The following is a 21641-nucleotide window of genomic DNA, read 5'->3' on the forward strand; positions in this document are numbered from 1 at the left end:
TATGTTATTAGATCACTTCGATATTAACCATATATCCTTCATAAGTACGGATATTAAATACAGTACCATCTTCGAATAGTAGATATTGTCCTTTGACACCTTTTAACTTACCTTCATAAGAAGGAGTCTTATCAAGGTTAAGACTTTTTATCTTTGTTGGGAATTGTATGACAGGGTAATTTAGATTAAAGATAGAAGAGTCAGTTTGGTCAAAGTAAGGTCTTACTTCTTCTGGTAGTTTCTCTTTTAGAGAATTTCTTATTTCTTCTAAGTTTGTTTCTAGTACTTCATTCTGTAGCATCTTTCTCCAATTCGTTTTGTCTGTAAACATATCTTTTAGAGCTACCTCAGTGATTCCTGCTAAGTATCTATTAGGTACTTCTACTATCTCTATTGCTTTAGAAGCCCCCTGATCTATCCATCTGGTAGGTACTTGTGTTTTTCTAGTTACCCCTACTTTTACATCACTAGCTACAGCTAGATATACGATATGAGGCTGTATCTGTACCTTTGTTTCATACTCTAAGTCTCTATCTTCTATCCCTAGGTGCGCTGTACTTAACTCAGGTCTCATGATCCAATCACCTACTTGTGCACTAGAGTAAAAACACTCATAACAAAAGCCTTGTCTAAATATTTTTTTGTGCTGTCCACAGTTTAAACATTCATATCCTGTAAACTCAATCTTTATGTTTCTGTCAAGAATCTGATTTATATTGATGAAGTTGCTTTTAAATACTAAATAGTATTCAATAGGGGTGTTAAATTCCGTCTGCATTTTGTTTAAAACTCCTTCGTATTGCATAGATAAAATTGTTATTTTTGGGTAAGTCGTAAAAGTACGAAAAAACATTTACCACTGTAATTACTAACTTTTCATAATGAAAAGATTAGATACTTGACTAATTAATAAGATATGGCATTCACAATTATTAATTCTATCGCTTCTTGGATATTGAAGAAGAGAATTCACCAGATAGATCTATTTAGAAAATATCCAAATGAAGTACAAAATGACTTGTTTTTGAATTTAATGAAGACAAATGAGAAGACAATCTTAGGAAAGCAGTTTGGCTACGATAGTATAAAGAGCTATGGAGACTTCGCAGAGAGAGTGCCTTTATTTAAATACGAAGAGTTTGAGCCTTATATAGAACGCGCTCGTCAAGGAGAGAATAATATCTTTTGGCCAGAGCCTATTCGTTGGTTTGCTAAGTCAAGTGGAACTACTAATGCAAAAAGTAAGTTTATACCTGTGAGTAATGAAGCATTAGAGAACTGTCATTATAAAGCAGCAAAAGACTTATTGTGTTTATACTTAAATAATAATGAAGATTCCCAGTTATTTACTGGGAAGAGCTTAAGGTTAGGAGGAAGTAAACAACTTTATGAAGACAAGAATACTTTCTTTGGAGATTTATCGGCTATCTTAATTGATAATATGCCTTTTTGGGCAGAGTTAAGCAGTACTCCTAGTAACAAGACATCGCTAATGTCTGAATGGGAAAGCAAGATGAATGCAATTATTAAGGAAGTAAGGAATGAGAATGTAACTAGTTTTGCAGGAGTACCTTCGTGGATGTTGGTGTTATTAAACCGCATTATACAAGAGACAGGTAGAGGAGATTTATTAGAACTATGGCCTAATGCTGAGGTTTATTTCCATGGAGGAGTTAGTTTTGAGCCTTATAAGGATCAGTATAAAAAGCTACTACCTAGTGATCGATTTAGATATTATGAGATCTATAATGCTTCTGAAGGTTTCTTTGCTATCCAAGATCAGAATGACTGTAATGAACTGTTGTTAATGTTAGATTACGGAATATTCTATGAGTTTATTCCTATGGATACTTTCGGAACTTCTAATCAAAAGATAATTCCATTATCAGAAGTAGAGATAGGTAAGAATTATGCACTAGTGATCACTACTAATGCAGGATTAGTAAGATACTTAATCGGAGATACAGTGCGCTTTACTAGTCTATTACCTTATCGTATTAAAATAACAGGACGTACTAAACATTTTATCAATGTATTCGGTGAAGAGTTGATGATAGAGAATACAGACAGAGCATTGGCAAAGACCTGTATTGAATTGAATGCTGAGGTAGCTGAGTACACGGTAGCACCTATATTTATGGAAGGAAAAGAGAAAGGTGCTCACGAATGGGTAGTAGAGTTCAGTAAAGCTCCAGACAATCTACAATTGTTCAGTGAAGTACTAGACAAGAATCTACAAGCTCTCAACTCTGATTATGAGGCGAAGCGTACGAATAATATGACTTTAAATCCATTAGTATTACATAGCGCTCGTAAGAATCTATTCTATGATTGGCTAAAGAATAACAATAAACTTGGAGGACAGCATAAGGTACCACGCTTATCTAATGAGCGTACACTACTAGAAGAACTATTATCAATGCAACGTATATTAGTATAATATTGTGTAGTTATTATAATTCATCAAAGCATTCATTTTAATGGATGCTTTTTTTATATCTAATAGCTAAACTAATGAAGTAAGAAGGATAGTAATTGTAGGTGATACAGTGATGTATGATATATGGGATAGATGGTAACTTAGAAAAGTATAGATATAAAAAAACCCTGCCTAGCAGGGTCTTTTTTATGAACAGTTTTGCTAAAATTATTTAGCAGCTTCTTCTGTAGCTGGAGCTTCCTCAGTAGCTGGAGCTTCTTCAGTAGTAGCCTCTTCTGTAGCTTCTGGAGCAACTTCTTCAGTAGCTGGAGCTTCCTCAGTTACTACTTCTTCAGTTGTTGTTTCTTCTACAGCTGGTTCTTTTGCAGTTTCTTTACAAGAAACGAAAGATACTCCCATCATTGCTACTAAAGCGATGCTTAATGCGATTTTTTTCATCTTACTAAATTATAAAAGTTAATTATTAATTCGTGACAAATATATGAATTTTTTGGTTCGCAAAACTTTTTTTGAATATTTTTTTTTAATCAATAAGTTTCTGTAAACCAATGTCTTAATTACTTTTTTTTCTTAGGTTCTACTAATTTCATCTCCTCAATTAGATGTTTTGCATCTGCAAACTTATCTATAATGAATAAAATGTATCTAGCATCTACCATAATGTTACGACAAATAGATGGATCATAGTATATATCACTCATCGTTCCTTCCCAAACACGGTCAAAGTTTAACCCTATTAGATTACCCTCTGCATCGATAGCTGGACTTCCAGAGTTTCCTCCAGTTGTATGGTTAGTAGCGATGAAGTTCACAGGTAATTTACCATTATCTGCATACTGTCCGTAGTCTTTCTTATTATATAGATCTACTAATTTTGCAGGTACGTCGAATTCATAGTCACCAGGTACATATTTCTCCATAATACCTTCTAAGTGAGTTACAGGTTCGTAGTACGTAGCGTCTTTAGGGAAGTACCCATCTACTTTACCATAAGTAACACGTAGTGTACTATTAGCATCAGGGAATATTCTAGCATCAGGATATAAGTCTAACTGAGCTTTCATAAATGTACGTTGTAAAGCAGCTATTTCTCTTTCTAATTCTTCGTATTTAGGTAATACATTCTGAATATAGTTTTCGATTAGTGCTTTAGCAAAAGCGTATCCTTTATCGTTGTTGATATTTTTCACTACTTGATCAGCATTACCTTTTAATAATTCTTGTAGTCCTGCGTAAGTAGTTAATTTACTATTCGCATAGATATCTTTAGTGATAGCTGAGATGTTAGCTCCGTTTAATTCTTTAGGTAAGAATTGTTTAGGCGCATCTTTTGCATACATTTCTACGATAGCCTCGAATACTTTTTCGTCAACTGCCTTGCTATAGTTTTTGTAGAATTTGTCTTGACCTTTGATTAAGTTCTCACGTCTGCTGTTGAATGCTTGTTCATTAGACGCATAAGTCTCTAAAGCATATACTCTCCAAGCCGCAGCTAGAAGTTCAGCATTGCGTTGTACTACTTCAGCGAAGTAATCTTTGCTAATAGCATAAGGTTTAATATCTCCATAAAGTTTTTCGAACTTAGCAGGGATATCAGCATAAGCTTTAGTGTTTTTATTTTTCTTAGCTCTTGCGATGAAGTCTTTTTCGAAATCTTGTTTAGCTTGTACAGCGTTCGTCTTTTTTAAACCTTGGCTTTCTCCGATCCATTTTTTCCAATAGTTAGCTGTGCTAGCATATTTAGATGCATATTGGATCTTGATTGCTTGGTCTGCACGCATAAACTCGTCAGTGATCTTAAGTGCTTTATCACGGATACCGATTCTTACAGGGTTTAGATCGTTTACGATTTGTTCTACTGCATAAGATGGTAAGTACTCTTGTGTTCTACCTGGGTAACCAAATACCATAGTGAAGTCACCTTCTTCTACACCACTAAGTGAGATAGGGAAGAAGTGCTTAGGACGGTAAGGTACATTATCTTTTGAGTATGCTGCTGGTTTATTGTCTTTGTCAGCGTATATTCTGAATAGAGAGAAGTCACCTGTGTGACGTGGCCATACCCAGTTATCTGTATCAGAACCAAACTTACCAATAGATGATGGTGGTGCACCTACTAGACGTACATCTTTAAAAGTCTCTGTTACGAATAAGATGTATTGGTTTCCTTCATAAAAAGATTTAATCTTATTGTCTTGCCATTTTTCTTTAGGAAATTTAGCTACAGTTGTAGTAATGTTTTTTTGGATCTTAGCTTGTTTTTCTATTTCAGAATCTTTAGCTACTACACCAGCCATTACTTCTTTAGTCACGTCCTCTATGCGAACGATGAAAGTAACTTCTAAGTTTTCGTTAGGTAGCTCTTCAGCCATAGATTTAGCCCAGAACCCGTTAGCTAAGTAATCATTCTCTACAGAAGAGTGTGCTTGGATCTGTCCATACCCACAGTGGTGATTAGTTAGTAAAAGACCTTGTGAAGAGATAACTTCAGAAGTACACCCACCATTGAAGTGAGGGACAGCATCTTTCATACTAGATTGGTTCACATCGTAGATATCTTCGATAGACATCTTCATTCCAAGGCTTTTCATTTCTGTTTCATTCATTCCCTTTAGCAGAGAAGGAATCCACATCCCACCTTGTTGTGCATAGATAGGTAAAGCTACCAATACTACAAGTGCCTTAAATAGATTTTTAATCTTTTTATTCATAAAAGTGTTAGTTAGAATTGAATTCGCTGGCAAGATACAATATTACATGGGAACGCTAAAATCGAAATATGTTAATACGCGATAGTACTGTTGGAGTATAGTGGTTCGTAATATTAGTATACTAAGAAAGTAATCTGTCTGTATTGACTCCGTTAAAACGGTCAAAAAAACGGACTCACTACGGACTCATAACGGACTCACTACGGACTCATAACGGACTCACTACGGACTCATTTCTATTGAAACTCATTATAAGTACCTATGTGATAGAATGTAAGTAAGGAGTGGAGTTACCTTATCTTATAGATAGAGAGGTGTGTTTAGAGGGAGAAATAAGATAACTATACTACTGTGTATATATAAGGAGTAGAATTTGTAGTGATGTATCTAAGTGTTGCTGGAATTATGTCTATATAGCACCATTTTGGTATGAGACTGTACCCTGTCTTGTGTGAGGTGTTATCTTTTCAAAAAAGTAGTTTCTAATGCGAAAAAAAGGTGTGTGAGAACACAAAAAAGAGAATTAGTGTGTTGAAAAAATCATAATTAGTGATTGTGGTGTTGCAGTAATCAATATTTTGTCTTATATTGGTACATCGGGATTAAAATCCGATCGAGTAGACTTTTAATATAAAAGTTCACGACTAGTATAATTATTAATTCATATAAAAAAGGTAAGTAACCACTTTGATTACTTACCTTTTTACTTTTAGTGTATATGCTTCATTATTTTTTCTGTAGCATTCTTATTTTTAAGGATAAAATGATTGCTTGTTTTACCTAATTCGATTCTTTTAGCGTCATTGTATAATAATTCATCAAAGATTTGGTCTAATTCTGATTGTGAATTTACTACTATACAGCTACCTAATGTTATCAAATCCTTAGCTTCTTGGAACTTTTTATAATTTGGACCAATAATAACAGGCACTCCATAGGTCGCGGCTTCTAGGATATTGTGAATACCTGCTCCAAAACCTCCTCCTATATAGGCAATATCTGCATAACTATAAGCTTTAGTCAATATAGAGTAGGCATCTATTATATAGACAGAGTACTGGCTAAGATCTTTCTCTTGATGTTGGCTATGCAGTACAGTTGGTTTCTTTATGTTTTGAACGAGATTATCTATCTGATCCTTTTTGATATTATGTGGCGCAAAGATAAACTTGATAGAATTATCTTGTGTATTGTTGATATAATTGGCTAGAATCTTTTCATCTTCTGGCCATGAACTACCGATGACGATAGTCTTCGCCATTTTATTTAAGGTAAAGGCTTCTAGAAATGCCAATTCATTGTGCTGTTCTAATATCTGAGATACTCTATCGAATCTCGTATCACCTACTATCTCTACATTGTTATATTGCAATTGATTTAGAAGTATCTTAGATACTTCATTCTGAACAAAGAAGTATGTAAATGCCTTTAATGCTGTTCTGTAGAATCCTCCATACCATTTAAAGAATACTTGATCTGGTCTTAGTATCCCTGATACTAAATAGGTAGGGATATTCTGTTGACGCAATTGATTTAAATAATTAGGCCAATATTCATATTTCACAAAGAATACTTGTTCTGGATGACACAAGGCTAAGAACTTTTTAGCATTCGCTAGTGTGTCCATAGGTAAGTATAATGTGGCATCAGCGATAGTATTGTTTTTCTTCACTTCATATCCAGAAGGAGAGAAGAAGGTAAGCACTATCTTATGCGTAGGGTACTTCTGTTTTAGTTGCTCCATGACAGGAAGCCCCTGTTCATATTCGCCTAACGAAGCTACATGTATCCAGAACACTTTATCAGTAGAAAGTATATTGTCTTTTAAGATTTGAAAAGATTGTTTTCTCCCTGCAACGAATAAGCCTAACTTTTTGTTGAACAGCGCGATAATACGGATGAAGAATATAGAAATATAGGTCAGTATATTATATAGGAAAAACATAGGTAAATCTTTATTGAGCGAAATTACGTTTCTTTTGATAAAGTTTGAGCTTTGGCGCAAAGAATTTATTATTTTTGTAGTGATAACTAATATCGAAATTAAGTGCTATTTATATAGGTAACTTGTTGGTAATTATATGAATAGTTCAAAAGATATAAAAGACAATTAGAATGAAAAAAATTCAAATGGTTGACTTGAAAGGTCAATATGAAGGAATTAAAGAAGAAGTGAATCAATCGATTCAAGAAATATTAGAATCTTCTGCTTTTATCAACGGACCACAAGTACACGCATTTCAGGCAAACTTAGAGCAATATTTAGGAGTTAAACACGTGATACCATGTGCTAATGGAACTGATGCTCTTCAGATCGCTATGATGGGATTAGGTTTAAAACCAGGTGATGAAGTAATCACGGCTGACTTTACTTTTGCAGCTACTGTAGAGGTAATCGCTTTATTACAATTAACTCCTGTATTAGTAGATGTATGTCCTGATACATTCAATATTTCGATAGAAGCAATCGAAAAAGCGATTACTCCTAAAACTAAAGCTATCGTACCAGTACACTTATTCGGACAGTCTGCTGATATGGACGCTATCATGAAGTTAGCTGAGAAACATAACTTATATGTGATCGAAGATAACGCACAAGGTATCGGAGCAGATTATACTTATCCTGATGGAAAAGTGGTAAAAACAGGTGCTATCGGACATGTAGCTGCTACTTCATTCTTCCCATCTAAAAACTTAGGATGTTATGGTGATGGTGGAGCTATCTTCACTAACGATGATGCATTAGCACATACGTTAAGAGGAATAGTGAATCACGGTATGTATGAGCGTTACCACCACGATGTAGTAGGAGTGAACTCTCGTCTAGATAGTATCCAAGCTGCTGTGTTAAATGCTAAGTTACCTAATCTAGATGCTTATAATGTAGCTAGACGTACTGCTGCTCAGATGTATTCTGCTGCTTTAGCTAATCATCCTAATATCGTTACTCCAGTAGTAGTAGGAGATGAGAATAGCCACGTGTTCCACCAGTATACATTGCGTATCGTGAATGCTGATAGAAATGCATTATTAGCACACTTACAAGGTAAAGGTATCCCATGTGCTATCTATTACCCAATACCATTACACAATCAGAAAGCATATTTAGATCCTCGTTATAATGAGGCTGATTTCCCAGTGACTAATCAGTTGGTACAAGAGGTTCTTTCTTTACCTATGCATACTGAGTTAGACGAAGAGCAAATCAAGTTTATCACAGATGAGATTAAGGCATTCTTAGGATAGTCTTATAGTACTATAAAACGAAAGCAGACCCGATAAGGTCTGCTTTTTTTATGTATTGATGTTATTCTTTTGTCGTAGATATTAATGTGAACGAAACGAGTGCACATGCTACTAATGAGAGCGCTACGATGCTCATAGAGCCATTATTCAAACTATTTAATAAGATAGAGGTCATGAAGGTAAAGGCTAGTTGAGAAGCTCCGAAAAGAGCTGACGCTATACCTGACTCTGCTTTATAGGGTGCTAATGCTAAAGTAGTCGTAGTAGGGAATAGTAGTCCTAATGGCATCACAAAGAAGAAAAGAGGTACTAACTGTATATATATGCTCAAATCTAACTGTATGAATAACCATAATAGTGAAGCAGCTATAAACTGTGTACTCGCTCCTAGCTTAATAATATTTTTAGGAGATAGTCTTTTTCTCAAAATAGAAGAGGTTAAGAACGATCCTAACATTAGACCACATGAGTTAGCCATGAATACAAAGCTAAAGTGTGTACTCGATAGTCCTCCTACTTCCATTACTAGAACAGGAGAGTTAGAGATATAGATCATTAGACAGCTATAGGCTATACTTCCGATAATAGTATATCTTATAAACAGTTTGTTCTTAAAGAGCTTAAAATAATTCGTTAGTATACCTCCTACATTTAAAGTTGGTATTCTATTAGTATAGTCTTCTTTTAGACAGAATACTGTCATACCAATACTCAGTGTAGCAAACAAGGCCATCGTAGTAAATACATGAGTCCAATCTAGATACTTTAAGACTATATTACCTAATATAGGAGCGATGATGGGAGCTATTCCTCCGATCACGGCTAGTATACTAAATATCTTAAGTGTCTGATCTTTATCAAACCTTTTATTGACAATGGCTCTTGCGATAACTACTCCACCACTACTACCGAAGGCCTGTAAAAAACGATATAGCCACATGACTTCAATGTTCTTTACAAATACTACAGCTAGAGATGAAAGTATAAAAATAGACAGACACAGTATGATTGGTTTTTTACTACCATACTTATCTGATATAGGTCCCCAAAAGAGTTGCCCGATTGCTAATCCTCCTAAGAATGTAGAAAGTGATATCTGAACTCTATTAATCTCAGTATTTAGATCGTGTGCTATCTTCGGGAATGCAGGAAGGTACATATCTATAGCTAAAGGGCCTAATGCAGTAAGGCTCACTAGAGTGAAGATAAGGATCCATTCTTGTGCTGAAAGTTTATCCACTATATAGGTTTTAAAAAAAAATCCTTGGAAGTGTACAACCAAGGATTTTTGTTATTATATAATTGTTGTATGTTTTACCAATTTGTTATGCAGAGTGAGTTTCTGCTTCTTTATTGATTTTTTTGATTAGTCCAACTAATACTTTACCTGGTCCAACTTCTGTAAATAAAGAAGCTCCATCTGCGATCATTTGTTCTACAGACTGAGTCCATTTTACAGGAGCAGTTAACTGTAGGATAAGGTTCTTCTTAATCTCTTCAGGATTGCTCACTGCACTAGCAGTTACGTTTTGATACACTGGACAGATAGGAGTGTTAAAAGTAGTTGCTTCGATAGCAGCAGCTAGTTCTTCTCTAGCAGGTTCCATCATAGGAGAGTGGAATGCTCCACCTACAGGAAGTAATAAGGCTCTCTTCGCTCCAGCTTCTTTTAGTGCTTCACACGCTTTCTCTACAGCTGTAGTTTCACCAGAGATTACTAATTGTCCAGGGCAGTTATAGTTAGCAGCTACTACTACACCATCTATACCAGCACATACTTGTTCTACGATGCTATCTTCTAAACCTAGTACAGCAGCCATAGTAGAAGGTGTGATTTCACATGCTTTTTGCATAGCCATCGCTCTTTGAGAAACTAGTTTAAGTGCATCTTCAAAAGCTAAAGTACCATTAGCTACTAATGCTGAAAATTCTCCTAGTGAGTGTCCAGCTACCATCTCAGGTGTAAAGTTTTCTAATGTTTTAGCTAATACAACTGAATGTAAGAATACCGCTGGTTGAGTTACTTTAGTTTCTTTTAGTTCTTCAGCAGTACCTTCGAACATGATATCTGTAATTCTAAATCCAAGGATTTCATTTGCTTTCTCGAACATCTCTTTAGCTATAGGTGAGTTTTCGTATAAGTCTTTCCCCATTCCTGTGAATTGAGCTCCTTGACCTGGAAATACGTATGCTTTCATAAGTTTAGTTTTAAATTTTGTAAGGCAAAAATAAGGTATTTTTATTAGTAAACCATATAGACATAAAAAAAGCCATCTGATATACAGATGGCTTCGTTATGATATGTTTTTGTATTATTGGATAACACCTACACGATTATCTTTAATCTTAGCATTGTCTTTTAATACTTTCAGTACTTGCATTTGTGCCATACCTCTAACGCTGTTTTCTACTCTAGCTTTATAACTAGCGTAACCAGCAGTTAATTCAGGTGCTTTAGTTACATTTTTAGTTTGGATCATATACACACCTTGTAAACCGTCGATTAACTTAGAATCTTTGTTTACTGCAGTTGCGAAAGCTGTTCCTACTACTAATGGCTCATTACCAATATTAGTGATCAGTGGAGCTCCTGTAGTTACATCAGTTATAGATGCGATAGAAGCTTTAGAACTGTTAGATACTTCTTGAATAGTATTTCCAGTCATTTTCTTTCTGATTACAACTGCTTTTTTCTCGTTCATTAAGATTGGCTCAACGATTGATTTCACTTCTTCTACTGGTGCAAGACCTGTATCATTTTTAGAAGTTACTTTAACGATGATGTGTCCGTCAGCATTGTCAAATCTCTTAATAGCACTCTCTTTAGTCTCTTTATTGAAAGCCCAAGAGATAATACTTCTTTGGTTACCTACTCCAGGTAAGAACTCTTCGAATGGACGAATAGTTACTTCTTTCTGAGCATTGAAACCTAATCCTTCAGCAGTAGCGATAAAGTCTTTAGCTGTAGGAGCGTCTTGTTCTAATTGAGTAGCTTTAGTGAATAAGTCATCAGCAGTTACGTCTGATACTTCTATTTTACGAGCTACAGTTGCTAATTTAGCACCTTCTTTCTTTTCGTTTACTTGGATAATGTGGTATCCAAAGTCAGTTTCTACTAAACCGATAGTTCCAGCAGCATTGTTAAAGATAAAGTTGTCAAAAGGTTTAACCATTTGTCCTCTTGGGATATCTTCGTATTTACCACCGTTGTTTTTAGAACCTGGGTCTTCTGTTTGCGTCATTGCTTCCATGGCGAATGAAGAAGGATTAGCTTTTACTTTAGCTAAGATTTCTTCTGCTTTTGCTTTTGCTTCTTCCTTGGTTCTTGTTGCTCCAGGAGCTGCAGAACCTGCAAAACCGATTAAGATATGAGAAGCATCAACTCTCTGACCTGCTTTTTTATCAATCATTCTAGAGATACAATAGTAGTCACCCATAATGTATGGACCAAAAGTTTGACCAGGTTGTAAGTTGAATAATTCTTCTTGGTATTCTAAAGGAAGGTCTTTCTTCGCGTAGTATAAACTGTCAAATTTGATATCTGAATTTGTGTTTACAAATGTTTCGATATCTTTTACAGTTTTAAAACCAGGGATAGTATCGTTCTTTTTAGTTGTAGCATTGTATTGTACAGTTGGCTTTAAGTAACCTTCTATAACTTCTTTTACAGCTTCTTTATCAGCAGCAGATGGCTGACTAGGAAGGAAAGCATATTGTAATACACGAGTAGGCTCAGATTTAAATCTGTTAGCATGTTTTTTCATGTAATCTAATATCTCTGTATTAGAAACAGCAGCTTCTTCGTTATTCACAGTAGAATAAGGAACAGTAACATAGTCAAAAGAAACTTTGTCATTCTCATTAGAGTATGCTGCTTTAGCATCAACATTAGTAGTATAAATACCACCTTGAACTAATGAAAAATACATTTGCTCTAAACCAACTTTCTCTAATTCTTTTTCATAAGCTAACCATTGGTTCCATTGCTCTTGACCAGCACCTTTCATCATAGCAACAAATTGGTTGAATTTGTTGATGTCGAATTGCCCAACAGCGTTTTGGAATTCTGGATTGTTAGCGAATGTAGGGTTGTTTTTAACAACGTTTACTAATTGGTCTTTACCAAGTCTTAAACCTAACTTTTCAAATTCGTTAGTAAGTAAAATATTATTTACTTCGCTGTTCCACACCATTACTCCTGCTTGAGTATTGCTCATCTGTCCTTGCTTTTCGGCTTGAGCTACTTTATGTAGGAATTCTTGGGTATTAATTTCTTCACCATCTACACTACCAATGTTTCTTGATAGTCCACCTCCCGTGCTTCTTACTACGTCGCCAATAACGAATGCTAATAATGCAATACCAATTACGGCAATTAACAGAGCGGATTTTTGTCTAATTTTTGATAAAACTGCCATGCTTTTTTATTATGTGTAATTTTTTTCAGTGAGCGAAAATACAATTATCTATTTAATAATAAAAGGGGTAGTGCTATTATTTTAGTGCTTTCGTTAAGTTTTTATTTAGATTTCAGAATAATTAATTTGTTTTTTTATAATTAATGTTGAAATAGAGTAGATAAGAGAGGATTGTTATCGTGGTTTTATTAAAAAAATAAAGGCGAGATATTTAGTATCTCGCCTCTAGTAGTGTATTATTTTTTGTTATACCCGTCCATCTTTTTTAAGAATTTTCTTCGGAAGAAGAACATGAATATCGCTACTGCTGCTATCAAGAAACTCAACCAAGATCCTGTGTCACCAGCTACTATTTTAGATACACCGTCGTATATAAATAGTACTGCGATAAATAAGTAGAAGAAAGGTATTATGCGTAATGCTTTCATTTTATTCGTTGTTTTTTACGCTTTCGGCGTAACTGTTAGTTGCTTTTACCTTGCTCATTTTACTGTCAAAGTCTATTCCTATTCCTCTAGTGAAGTTTTCGCTATCAGTAGAGGCTCTGTATTTGCCTTCTGTAAAGAACCATTCGTTTTTTTGATCATAGTAAAGTTGATCAGAAACAAGCTTCTTACCATCATGTGTTGTTATCACCACATTTCCTTGTAGGTCTATTAGGTCTGTCTTAGTATAGCGAATAGCGTAATCGGCTATTACAGTATTTTTATTTTTATCCTTGTCATATATTGTTAAGTGAATTCCAACTGGAAATTCGGTAAAGGGATATTTGACATTGCTGTAATCTAGCATTTTTGGACTTACTAAAATAGCTTTGACTCTTCCAGAATCTATGTATTGACCACGCATATTTTCTACTTCACTGGCTGGAAAGAAACTTACTTTGTTGAAGTTTTGTATTTCTTTAAAGTTACTTTCACAAGAAAATAAACTTACAGCAATCGTGAAAAAGAATAGTATGCTTAAGAATTTAGAAAGTAATTTCATTTGTTAGCTTACTACAAATTAATCAAAACGACGTTTTTGGAACCAAAGGTCATTTAATGAGAATCCTACATAAACACTGAAATAGTTCTCTTTAACTAATCCGTTGTTTTTAGTTCCTCTGCTACCGTATTCAAAACCAATATTTAGGTTAGTGAATTTACGACGCTCTCCTATAGGTAAACCTACACCAAGATTAACAGCCATATCGTTGATAGCTTTGTCATGTAAGATAAGTCCAGTATTTTCATATCTGAAACCAGCTCTATAGACAACGCGATCTAGATAACTGCTAAATGAGTTGTACTTCGGAATATAGAATCCTCCAAGAGAAAAACGATTAGAGTTTTCAAAGTTAGAAATATTCGTTTTATTCCAAGAGTCAGTTAATTTACTTGTTTGTGTAAATGTATATTGACCACCAATGAACCATTTAAATTCTTTACCAAAGCCTAGCCCCATAGAAAGAGCTTGTGGATTAGTAATTTTTCTAGAATCATCAATCACAGTTTTTTGATCTGCGATTTGATTTCCTTTTAAAACTTGCAGTTTCGTAAGGTTGTCGTTTGTCCATTTTGTTTCAGGACTATAAGTTACATTAGCTTGCCAATCGTACCCTTTAAACTTACCTGTATATTGTGCTGAGAAATTAAAAGAGAATCCTTTGTAGTCTAATCTTCTCAATTCTCTAGTAATATTCTGAAGTGATGTTCCGTCTCCGATATCTGTGATGTTCTCATACAGATCATTGTTGGTATGACCAAAGTGGTATCCAGCATCAACTCCAACAGCAAAGTTTTTGTTGATTTCATATCCAGTACCTAAAAATACTCTGTTCACTCCACCATCACCTTCATATCTAGAGTTTATCTTTTGTCCTTGAGGATTTGTTCTTTCTCCATTGATTTTATAACCAACATTAGAGTAAGGTAACAACCCAAACACAACACCAAACTTCTTTGCAATAGGTAACCCTACAGCAACATAGTCTATCGTTTGTCTATTTGCATTTTCTGAACCAGCATCAGTCTTAAAATTATAAGAAGTACCTGTAGCTCCTAATGAAAAAGTAGTAAGCTTAAGCTTACCAAATGAAGCTGGGTTTTTTAAATTTATATGAATACTATCTGCGTAAACATTTGTTCCCCCCATAGCTTTGTATTCATTCGTACCGTTGTAATTAATATTACCTACGCCATAATAAGAGTAAGGAGACGCATTGCCTTGTTGAGCTAGAGCAGCTGTACCGCATAGTAAACTCAGGCTAAAGAAGATTTTTTTTATCATTTTCAATTGTGTATTGATATAAATTGTTCAGACTCTCTAGTAGAAAGTTTGAATTAGCAAATATGACATTTTTTAATCTTTTGACCAAAAAAAGTGTATCTCCACCAGTCAAAATTATTTTTAAATCAGGATACAAGGATTTGTATTGGTTAATGATGCCATCTATTTCAAGGGTTATTCCATTAATTACGCCAGAGTGAATGGACTGATTTGTTTGATTTCCGATTAAATAATCTATATCAGTTGGTTCTAATAATGGAAGCTTTGCGGTATAATGATTTAAAGCCTTATAGCGCATACTTAAACCTGGAGAAATAGCTCCGCCTAGATATTCATCCTTGTCATTAATAAATTCGTAGGTTATACAAGTACCTGTATCAATAACTAAACGATTAGAATTTGGATATAGTATAGTAGCTCCTGCAGCTAGAACCATTCTATCTATGCCAAGAGTAGCTGGAGTTGCATACTTATTCATAAAAGGGAAAGCACTTTTATGACTAATTTCGATTACTTCTGTGTTTTCTAGTAACCAATTGTAAGTTGTAGATTCTAATTTTCCTACCGAAGAGAGTATAACTTTAGGCTTTACGTCATTTATTTTTAAAATATTTTTAATTTTTTTTTCTAATAAATTTATTTCAAAAAAATGAGTTTCTAAAAGCGTATCTTTTTCAAAGATAGCTAATTTGGTTCTTGTGTTGCCTATATCAATTGCTAGAATCATAGTGTGTTTCTTGTGTTAGGCAAAGGTAGTAAATGATTTTTTTTCTAAAAAGTTTTGGAAGAACGAAAATCTGTTCTATATTTGCAACCGCTTAACAGAACAAGATTGTTCAATACTAAAAGCCAATTGGTGCCTTAGCTCAGTTGGTAGAGCAATGGACTGAAAATCCATGTGTCCCTGGTTCGATTCCTGGAGGCACCACTAATTTAGCTTTTAGTTGTTATAGTTTAAAAAAAGGTGCCTTAGCTCAGTTGGTAGAGCAATGGACTGAAAATCCATGTGTCCCTGGTTCGATTCCTGGAGGCACCACTAATTTAAACTTAAGCGAAACATAAGGTGCCTTAGCTCAGTTGGTAGAGCAATGGACTGAAAATCCATGTGTCCCTGGTTCGATTCCTGGAGGCACCACAAAAAACCACTACTCATCAGTAGTGGTTTTTTTTATTTTGCGCCCTGATGTAAAAGAAATGGATCAGTGACAAAAGTTGGGATCAGTGACAAAAGTTGGGGACTAGGCAAAAAGTCTAGTTAATCTAAAAAGTAAAATACATTTGAAAATAATGCTCACTGCTAAAATAAAGAGTTTTAAGAGAAGTATTTAATCATTGATTAATCATGTATAAGTGTATAAAGAACGTTCTTAAGGGGGCTTGTGTGTCTTTGTGTTGGTGATTGAGGAGAGGATAGGAAGAAAATAAAAAGCCCACTTCATAGAAGTGAGCTTTATGTATTATTTGTTGATTGCCTCAAACTCCATTGTTAGTTTTTTTAGTTCTAACTCTTGGGTTTTAATGTTAGTTTGCAAATCAAGTAATTGCTTTTTGAATTTTAAATCTTCTATTGGAGTAAGCCTACCTGAAGCATTTAGTTGAACATATTTGCTATTTCTAGCATTGTATTTATCTTCTGCTTTTTGAAGTTTTAATGTTTGTTTGCTTACTTTTTTCTGACTTTTGATAATACTCTTTTGTCTTTTAAGTTCAGCTTTATGTTCTTTTTCTAATTGCTTTTGGGCTTTTAGTTCTTCTTTTTGTTGTTGTTTAGCTATTTCTTTTTCTTGTTCTAATCTTTTAGTAGCATCCTTTTCATTTTGAAGTTTAATCTCTTCAAGTTTTAAGCTTTCTTCAACTAGTTTCTTTTCATCAATTAATGACTCAAGTGAAGTGTGTTCTGTAGGGATCTCTTTTAGATCAGTAGTTTTAATTTCTTGAGCTTTAACCACAGATGTTGTTGCTACAAATATTGCAGCAGCACATAGCATTTTGTTTTTCATTGTTTTGTTTGTGTGAATTGTATTAAATATTTGTTTCGTGAGTATGTATTTACCATTCATTAATTCTATTAGCATCTAGCTTTAGAAAGATGAAAAGTAATACAGTAAATGCCATTAAACTAGAACCTCCATATGAAAAGAATGGTAGGGGTACACCAATGGTAGGGAATAGTCCAATAAGCATTGTAATATTAAAGGCGAAATGTATAAACAGAAAACAGATAACACAATAACCATAAACACGGTTAAATATTTTTTTCTGTCTTTCTGCTAAGTGTATTAATCTGAAAAATAGGCAGACAAATAGAATGATTACAAAAGAAGCACCAGCAAACCCCCATTCTTCCCCTACTGTAGTGAAGATGTAGTCTGTGTGTTGTTCTGGTACGAATCCTCCCTTTGTTTGAGTTCCTTCTAAGAATCCTGTTCCTGTCCAGCCTCCTGATCCAATGGCTATTTTGGATTGATTAAGGTTGTACCCTTCAGCTTGTAAGTTAACGTCTTCTCCTATTAATACATTAATCCTGTCTTTTTGGTGTGGTTCTAGTACTTCATCATAAACGTAATCTACAGAGAATACGAAGGCTGACATGATTACAACTAGTATAATATATATTAAAGGGTTACGAGTAATCTTTTTGTTTAAATAGAAGTGTAATGCCGCTATTGCAAGTATAGAAGCTATGATGATACCTGGTTTTACTACAAGTGCTGCGACAAATAGAATAATTGTTATAAATCCAGTCCATAAGTACCAACTAGGCAGTCCTTCTCTGTACAAAACAAATACAAGAGAAACGAATAACATAGCACTACCAGTATCGTGCTTTAATATAAATAGGGTAGGTACACCGATGATAACTAAAGCTATAATTTGTTCTTTAAAAGAACTTAGATGGGATTGACTATCTGATAAAAATTTAGCGAGTAGCAGGGCAGTAGTAGTTTTTACAAACTCTGAGGGCTGTATACCGAAACCAGCTATTTGATACCAGTTCGTTTGACCTTTTACTGACTTACCAAATACAAATAAACCAAGTATGGAAAGCAGCCCAATGATATAGAAAACCATAGCATACTTCTCATAGAACTTAGTGTCTATGGATACAATCAATATAATAAGTGGAATACAAAAAATAATAAACATTAGTTGTCTACCATAGATTTGGCTTAAGTCAAAAATAGATGTGGTTTCTGCAGGTAGAGAAGCCGAATAGATATTAATCCACCCAGCTATGACTAAAAGCATATACAGAAGTATTGATATCCAATCTATGTTTTTTTGAACACTAACGTTTTTCATTTTTGATTTAATCTAAAGCTATATATTAATTCTATGTGTTTTTTTAGGTTTATCTGACGTGTCATAAAGATGAAGCACTTTGTCATATTCATTTTTCAAACTTCCTTCTAACATTCGTTTTTCTAAATCAGTTCTTACTATTTCAGGTAGAAGATATTTCTGAACCATTAAGCTAGTAATAGGAGCTGCCCATCTACCTCCCCAATATCCGTTTTCAATAAATACAGCAATTGCTATTTTAGGATCATCTTTAGGAGCGAATGCTACGAATACAGAGTGATCGGTTAATTGGTAACGTTTACCATTGATTCTAGTAAAGTTCTCTACAGTACCTGTTTTACCACACATTTCTAAGCCATCTACTCTCACAGAACGACCAGTACCAATATTAAATACATCATTCATACCTTTTATAATAGGCTCAAAATGGCGTGGATCTATTGATGTGATATTTTTAGTAGTGAACTTTTTATCTATGTCGTGATGTTCTATATTCTTAATGATATGAGGTGTATAGTAATAACCTTTATTAGCTACAGCAGCCATTACATTGGCTAATTGCATTGGAGTCATAATAACTTCTCCTTGACCAATAGAGTTAGAAATAGTAGTCGTACTTTTCCATCCTCCATTTGGATACCATCTGTTGTAATAGTCGGCATCAGGGATATGTCCTTTTCTTCCTTCAGGTAGATCATATCCTAAGAATTGGCCTAATCCAAATGAATGTAAATGTTCACTCCATTTATTGATTCCTTCAGCAGGTGATTTATACTTCTCTATTACTCTTTTATATGTATTAGCGAAGTATGTATTACAAGATTTTGCAATAGCGATGTTTAAATTCCAATGACCAGAATCGTGGCATCCCATCCACGCACCTTTACCATAATAGAAACCTCTATTACAAGCAAAAGTAGTATGTTCATTAATAACACCTTCTTGTAAACCTATTAAACCAGTAAGTATTTTGAATGGGGATCCTGGAGAATATTCTCCTGATAATACACGATTATACAATGGTTTAGCAAGTGAATCATTATATAGTGCAGTATAGTTTTTAGAACGTTCTCTTCCAACGAGTAGAGCAGGATCATAACTAGGAGCATTAATTAAAGCTAGTATTTCTCCCGTTTTAGGTTCGATTGCAACAATACCCCCTCTTTTATTCTGCATTAATAACTCTCCATAAGCCTGTAGTTCACTATCTATTGTAAGAATAATGTCATCTCCTTTTACGGCTAAAGTGTCATATATTCCATTTTTAAAAGAACCTATTTCTCTATTAAAACGGTCTCTTTGAATATATTTTACACCTTTAGTACCTCTTAATGTCTCTTCATATTCTTGTTCGATACCTTGTATACCAATCAAGTCACCTGATTTATAATATGAATTAGACTTTATATTCTGTTCATTTACTTGACGTATGTAACCGAAAAGGTTTGCTCCTGAAGATACTTGATAGTCTCTTAGAGATCTTTTTTGAATATAAAACCCATTGAAGTGTCTTATTTTTTCTTGAAAGGCAGCATATTCAGCTTTACTTAATTGAGGTAAGAAAATAGAAGGTAGTCTAGGACTATATACCTTTGCTTTTTCTAATTTAGAAACAAACTGGTCATAAGTAACATCTAGTAAACTGCATAAAGCTAGAGTATCAATATTCTTAACTTCTCTAGGAACAACCATAATATCATAAGAAGGTTGGTTCGCTATAAGTAATTTATTGTTTCTGTCAAAGACATATCCTCTTTCAGGATATTCGTAAACAATTTTTAAAGCGTTATTCTCTGACTTTTTAATATAAGTATCGTCTATTATCTGTAAAAAAAACAATCTAGCTAGTACTACAATAGTAACTACTATAATAATTAAGGGTAATAAAAGCTTTCTCATTTTTTTGACGGTTTAATCAGAAATAATATCAAAATACACGCTAGTAGTGTAGTTATAGTTGTTAGTACAGTTCTTAAAAGAATCTCCCAGATAAAATTAAATCTAAAGAATTCTAATCCAAAGAGTATAATGTGATGTATAACAACGGATATTGAAATATAACCAAAAACCTCCAGAGATTTAAAAATATCTTTAGTGATTTTTTTGATGATATTTAAATTGTGATATTGATAGCTGATCCCGAAGGAGAACTTTAATATTGATGGTCTAGCAAAGGCTAGAATTAAACTAGCAGCTGCATGCATTCCACCAGAGTTCTCAAACATATCTACAATAAGACCTAAAAAAAAGCTTGTTAAGTAAAAAACAGCTTTATTGTTGTCTGTTGGGTATAAAATGATAAAAAGGATATATGGAAATGGGTTTATAAAACCAAAAAGATCTATATTATTGAAAATAAGAATCTGTGCGATTAGTAACGCAATAAAACGAGCAATATTTGAAAATGCAACACTATTCATCTTTTGTTTCAGCTTCTAGTTGGTTAATTTCTTCAATATCTTTGTTCTTAATTACGTATATATAACCAAGGTTCGTCATGTCATTGAACAAGCGAACAGAAATTGTAAAGTAATTTGAAGTTTCATTAGTATATGCTTTCTCGATTACTCCAATAGGAATATTTTCAGGGAATATCGTAGATATACCTCCTGTAACAATAGTATCTCCTTTGTAAATCTCAGCTAGCCTTGGTATATCAGATAAATTAACATATCCAGTGTTTTTTCCATCCCATTCTAGAGGACCGAAGTGATTCGTACCTTTTATTTTAGCATTGATCTTAGATTTAACGTTCAAGATGCTTTGTACTGTAGAGTAGTTTTTAGATGTTTTTTCTATAACTCCGATCACTCCATTACTATTAATCACCCCCATATCTTTTTCAATACCTTGTTTAGAACCACCTTTTATGGTAAGATAGTTTTCTTTAGTATTAAAAGTATTACGGATTACTTTAGCGACTATAATAGAGTATTCTTGTCTTTCTTCTGGCATTAAGTTTCTAATTTCTATAGAATCTTGTGCAGTAGTATTGTTGAAAGCGATGGCCTTTAGGTGTGCATTTTCTAAAACAAGAGCGTCATTCTCTGTTTTTAAATGCATATACTCCTTAAAGTTGTTTACATTTTCATAGACATAACCAGTCACACCATTCGCTGAGCTAATAAACGAACTTTGATGAAAAGTATGCGTTTGTATTATTAGCCCGAATGATATGACTAAAAGCAGCAAAAACAGTAGCTTAGTACTGTTTTTTATAAAGAAATTGATTATCTGCTGCATAAGTTATTT

Annotated in this window: 18 protein-coding genes and 3 tRNA genes; 5 read left to right on the forward strand and 16 right to left on the reverse strand. The window is 34.0% G+C overall.

What is annotated here, in order from left to right:
- Nucleotides 1-7 precede the first annotated feature (7 nt).
- Entirely contained in the window at nt 8-805 is a 798-nt protein-coding gene (locus MODO_RS12050) for a DUF2797 domain-containing protein (RefSeq protein ID WP_006257285.1), read from the reverse strand.
- A 111-nt stretch (nt 806-916) separates the two neighbouring features.
- Between MODO_RS12050 and MODO_RS12055 the strand changes: the two genes are divergently transcribed.
- Nucleotides 917-2440, forward strand: a complete 1524-nt coding sequence (locus MODO_RS12055; RefSeq protein ID WP_006257284.1) for a GH3 auxin-responsive promoter family protein — start codon at nt 917-919, stop codon at nt 2438-2440.
- Between the two features lie 207 nt (nt 2441-2647).
- Here MODO_RS12055 and MODO_RS12060 read toward each other — a convergent pair whose 3' ends face one another.
- The 3 genes from MODO_RS12060 to MODO_RS12070 all read right to left on the reverse strand — a co-directional run bounded on the left by MODO_RS12060 (nt 2648) and on the right by MODO_RS12070 (nt 7096).
- Nucleotides 2648-2878 (reverse strand): hypothetical protein, encoded by a 231-nt coding sequence (locus tag MODO_RS12060; protein WP_006257283.1) that lies wholly within the window; start codon nt 2876-2878, stop codon nt 2648-2650.
- A 119-nt stretch (nt 2879-2997) separates the two neighbouring features.
- A complete protein-coding gene (locus MODO_RS12065) occupies nt 2998-5151 on the reverse strand; it encodes a S46 family peptidase (protein WP_006257282.1) in 2154 nt (717 codons plus the stop codon).
- Nucleotides 5152-5860: 709 nt separating this feature from the next.
- Nucleotides 5861-7096, reverse strand: a complete 1236-nt coding sequence (locus MODO_RS12070; RefSeq protein ID WP_006257281.1) for a 3-deoxy-D-manno-octulosonic acid transferase — start codon at nt 7094-7096, stop codon at nt 5861-5863.
- Nucleotides 7097-7266: 170 nt separating this feature from the next.
- Here MODO_RS12070 and MODO_RS12075 point away from each other — a divergent pair, with 170 nt between their 5' ends.
- Nucleotides 7267-8397, forward strand: a complete 1131-nt coding sequence (locus MODO_RS12075) for a DegT/DnrJ/EryC1/StrS family aminotransferase (RefSeq protein ID WP_006257280.1) — start codon at nt 7267-7269, stop codon at nt 8395-8397.
- Between the two features lie 61 nt (nt 8398-8458).
- On the opposite strand, the gene MODO_RS12080 is transcribed toward MODO_RS12075, so the two are convergent.
- From MODO_RS12080 to MODO_RS12110, 7 genes are all read right to left on the reverse strand, one after another.
- Complete coding sequence (locus MODO_RS12080) at nt 8459-9637, reverse strand: multidrug effflux MFS transporter (RefSeq protein WP_036471117.1); 1179 nt, start codon at nt 9635-9637, stop codon at nt 8459-8461.
- Between the two features lie 85 nt (nt 9638-9722).
- Nucleotides 9723-10595, reverse strand: coding sequence for an ACP S-malonyltransferase (gene fabD / locus MODO_RS12085; protein ID WP_006257278.1), 873 nt, complete (start codon nt 10593-10595; stop codon nt 9723-9725).
- A 114-nt stretch (nt 10596-10709) separates the two neighbouring features.
- On the reverse strand, nt 10710-12815 hold the full coding sequence (locus MODO_RS12090) for a peptidylprolyl isomerase (RefSeq protein ID WP_006257277.1): 2106 nt from the start codon (nt 12813-12815) through the stop codon (nt 10710-10712).
- A 236-nt stretch (nt 12816-13051) separates the two neighbouring features.
- Nucleotides 13052-13243, reverse strand: a complete 192-nt coding sequence (locus MODO_RS12095) for a hypothetical protein (RefSeq protein ID WP_006257276.1) — start codon at nt 13241-13243, stop codon at nt 13052-13054.
- Between the two features lies 1 nt (nt 13244).
- Nucleotides 13245-13802 carry an LPS export ABC transporter periplasmic protein LptC gene (gene lptC, locus MODO_RS12100; RefSeq protein ID WP_006257275.1) on the reverse strand — a complete coding sequence of 186 codons (558 nt, stop codon included), beginning with the start codon at nt 13800-13802 and terminating at the stop codon, nt 13245-13247.
- An 18-nt stretch (nt 13803-13820) separates the two neighbouring features.
- Nucleotides 13821-15086 carry a BamG family beta-barrel-assembly machinery protein gene (bamG, locus tag MODO_RS12105; protein ID WP_006257274.1) on the reverse strand — a complete coding sequence of 422 codons (1266 nt, stop codon included), beginning with the start codon at nt 15084-15086 and terminating at the stop codon, nt 13821-13823.
- Complete coding sequence (locus MODO_RS12110; protein ID WP_006257273.1) at nt 15064-15813, reverse strand: type III pantothenate kinase; 750 nt, start codon at nt 15811-15813, stop codon at nt 15064-15066. The genes bamG and MODO_RS12110 overlap by 23 nt, the downstream gene beginning before the upstream one ends.
- Before the next feature lie 128 nt (nt 15814-15941).
- On the opposite strand from MODO_RS12110, the gene MODO_RS12115 reads away from it, so the two are divergent.
- From MODO_RS12115 to MODO_RS12125, 3 genes are all read left to right on the forward strand, one after another.
- Nucleotides 15942-16014, forward strand: a tRNA-Phe gene (locus MODO_RS12115).
- A gap of 35 nt (nt 16015-16049) precedes the next feature.
- Nucleotides 16050-16122: transfer RNA gene (locus MODO_RS12120), tRNA-Phe, on the forward strand.
- Between the two features lie 26 nt (nt 16123-16148).
- Nucleotides 16149-16221 (forward strand) — tRNA-Phe (locus MODO_RS12125).
- Nucleotides 16222-16543: 322 nt separating this feature from the next.
- On the opposite strand, the gene MODO_RS12130 is transcribed toward MODO_RS12125, so the two are convergent.
- The 5 genes from MODO_RS12130 to mreC are packed head-to-tail and all read right to left on the reverse strand — an operon-like array spanning nt 16544 to nt 21632.
- A complete protein-coding gene (locus MODO_RS12130; protein ID WP_230456708.1) occupies nt 16544-17086 on the reverse strand; it encodes a hypothetical protein in 543 nt (180 codons plus the stop codon).
- A gap of 49 nt (nt 17087-17135) precedes the next feature.
- Nucleotides 17136-18389 (reverse strand): rod shape-determining protein RodA, encoded by a 1254-nt coding sequence (rodA, locus tag MODO_RS12135; RefSeq protein WP_006257271.1) that lies wholly within the window; start codon nt 18387-18389, stop codon nt 17136-17138.
- A gap of 18 nt (nt 18390-18407) precedes the next feature.
- On the reverse strand, nt 18408-20288 hold the full coding sequence (gene mrdA / locus MODO_RS12140; protein ID WP_006257270.1) for a penicillin-binding protein 2: 1881 nt from the start codon (nt 20286-20288) through the stop codon (nt 18408-18410).
- A complete protein-coding gene (locus tag MODO_RS12145) occupies nt 20285-20809 on the reverse strand; it encodes a hypothetical protein (RefSeq protein WP_006257269.1) in 525 nt (174 codons plus the stop codon). Before MODO_RS12145 ends, mrdA begins: the two co-directional genes overlap by 4 nt.
- Nucleotides 20802-21632 carry a rod shape-determining protein MreC gene (gene mreC / locus MODO_RS12150; protein WP_006257268.1) on the reverse strand — a complete coding sequence of 277 codons (831 nt, stop codon included), beginning with the start codon at nt 21630-21632 and terminating at the stop codon, nt 20802-20804. The genes MODO_RS12145 and mreC overlap by 8 nt, the downstream gene beginning before the upstream one ends.
- Nucleotides 21633-21641 lie beyond the last annotated feature (9 nt).

This window comes from Myroides odoratimimus (assembly GCF_001485415.1).
Lineage (GTDB): Bacteria > Bacteroidota > Bacteroidia > Flavobacteriales > Flavobacteriaceae > Flavobacterium > Flavobacterium odoratimimum.

Excerpts from the sequence above, each read along its gene's own strand:
- MODO_RS12095 (WP_006257276.1), bottom strand. The coding sequence starts at position 13,243 with ATGAAAGCATTACGCATAATACCTTTCTTCTACTTATTTATCGCAGTA.
- MODO_RS12065 (WP_006257282.1), bottom strand. The coding sequence starts at position 5,151 with ATGAATAAAAAGATTAAAAATCTATTTAAGGCACTTGTAGTATTGGTA.
- MODO_RS12145 (WP_006257269.1), bottom strand. The coding sequence starts at position 20,809 with ATGAATAGTGTTGCATTTTCAAATATTGCTCGTTTTATTGCGTTACTA.
- bamG (WP_006257274.1), bottom strand. The coding sequence starts at position 15,086 with ATGATAAAAAAAATCTTCTTTAGCCTGAGTTTACTATGCGGTACAGCT.
- MODO_RS12130 (WP_230456708.1), bottom strand. The coding sequence starts at position 17,086 with ATGAAAAACAAAATGCTATGTGCTGCTGCAATATTTGTAGCAACAACA.
- MODO_RS12050 (WP_006257285.1), bottom strand. The coding sequence starts at position 805 with ATGCAATACGAAGGAGTTTTAAACAAAATGCAGACGGAATTTAACACC.
- MODO_RS12060 (WP_006257283.1), bottom strand. The coding sequence starts at position 2,878 with ATGAAAAAAATCGCATTAAGCATCGCTTTAGTAGCAATGATGGGAGTA.
- MODO_RS12110 (WP_006257273.1), bottom strand. The coding sequence starts at position 15,813 with ATGATTCTAGCAATTGATATAGGCAACACAAGAACCAAATTAGCTATC.
- mrdA (WP_006257270.1), bottom strand. The coding sequence starts at position 20,288 with ATGAGAAAGCTTTTATTACCCTTAATTATTATAGTAGTTACTATTGTA.
- MODO_RS12075 (WP_006257280.1), top strand. The coding sequence starts at position 7,267 with ATGAAAAAAATTCAAATGGTTGACTTGAAAGGTCAATATGAAGGAATT.
- fabD (WP_006257278.1), bottom strand. The coding sequence starts at position 10,595 with ATGAAAGCATACGTATTTCCAGGTCAAGGAGCTCAATTCACAGGAATG.
- lptC (WP_006257275.1), bottom strand. The coding sequence starts at position 13,802 with ATGAAATTACTTTCTAAATTCTTAAGCATACTATTCTTTTTCACGATT.
- MODO_RS12055 (WP_006257284.1), top strand. The coding sequence starts at position 917 with ATGGCATTCACAATTATTAATTCTATCGCTTCTTGGATATTGAAGAAG.
- rodA (WP_006257271.1), bottom strand. The coding sequence starts at position 18,389 with ATGAAAAACGTTAGTGTTCAAAAAAACATAGATTGGATATCAATACTT.
- MODO_RS12070 (WP_006257281.1), bottom strand. The coding sequence starts at position 7,096 with ATGTTTTTCCTATATAATATACTGACCTATATTTCTATATTCTTCATC.
- mreC (WP_006257268.1), bottom strand. The coding sequence starts at position 21,632 with ATGCAGCAGATAATCAATTTCTTTATAAAAAACAGTACTAAGCTACTG.
- MODO_RS12090 (WP_006257277.1), bottom strand. The coding sequence starts at position 12,815 with ATGGCAGTTTTATCAAAAATTAGACAAAAATCCGCTCTGTTAATTGCC.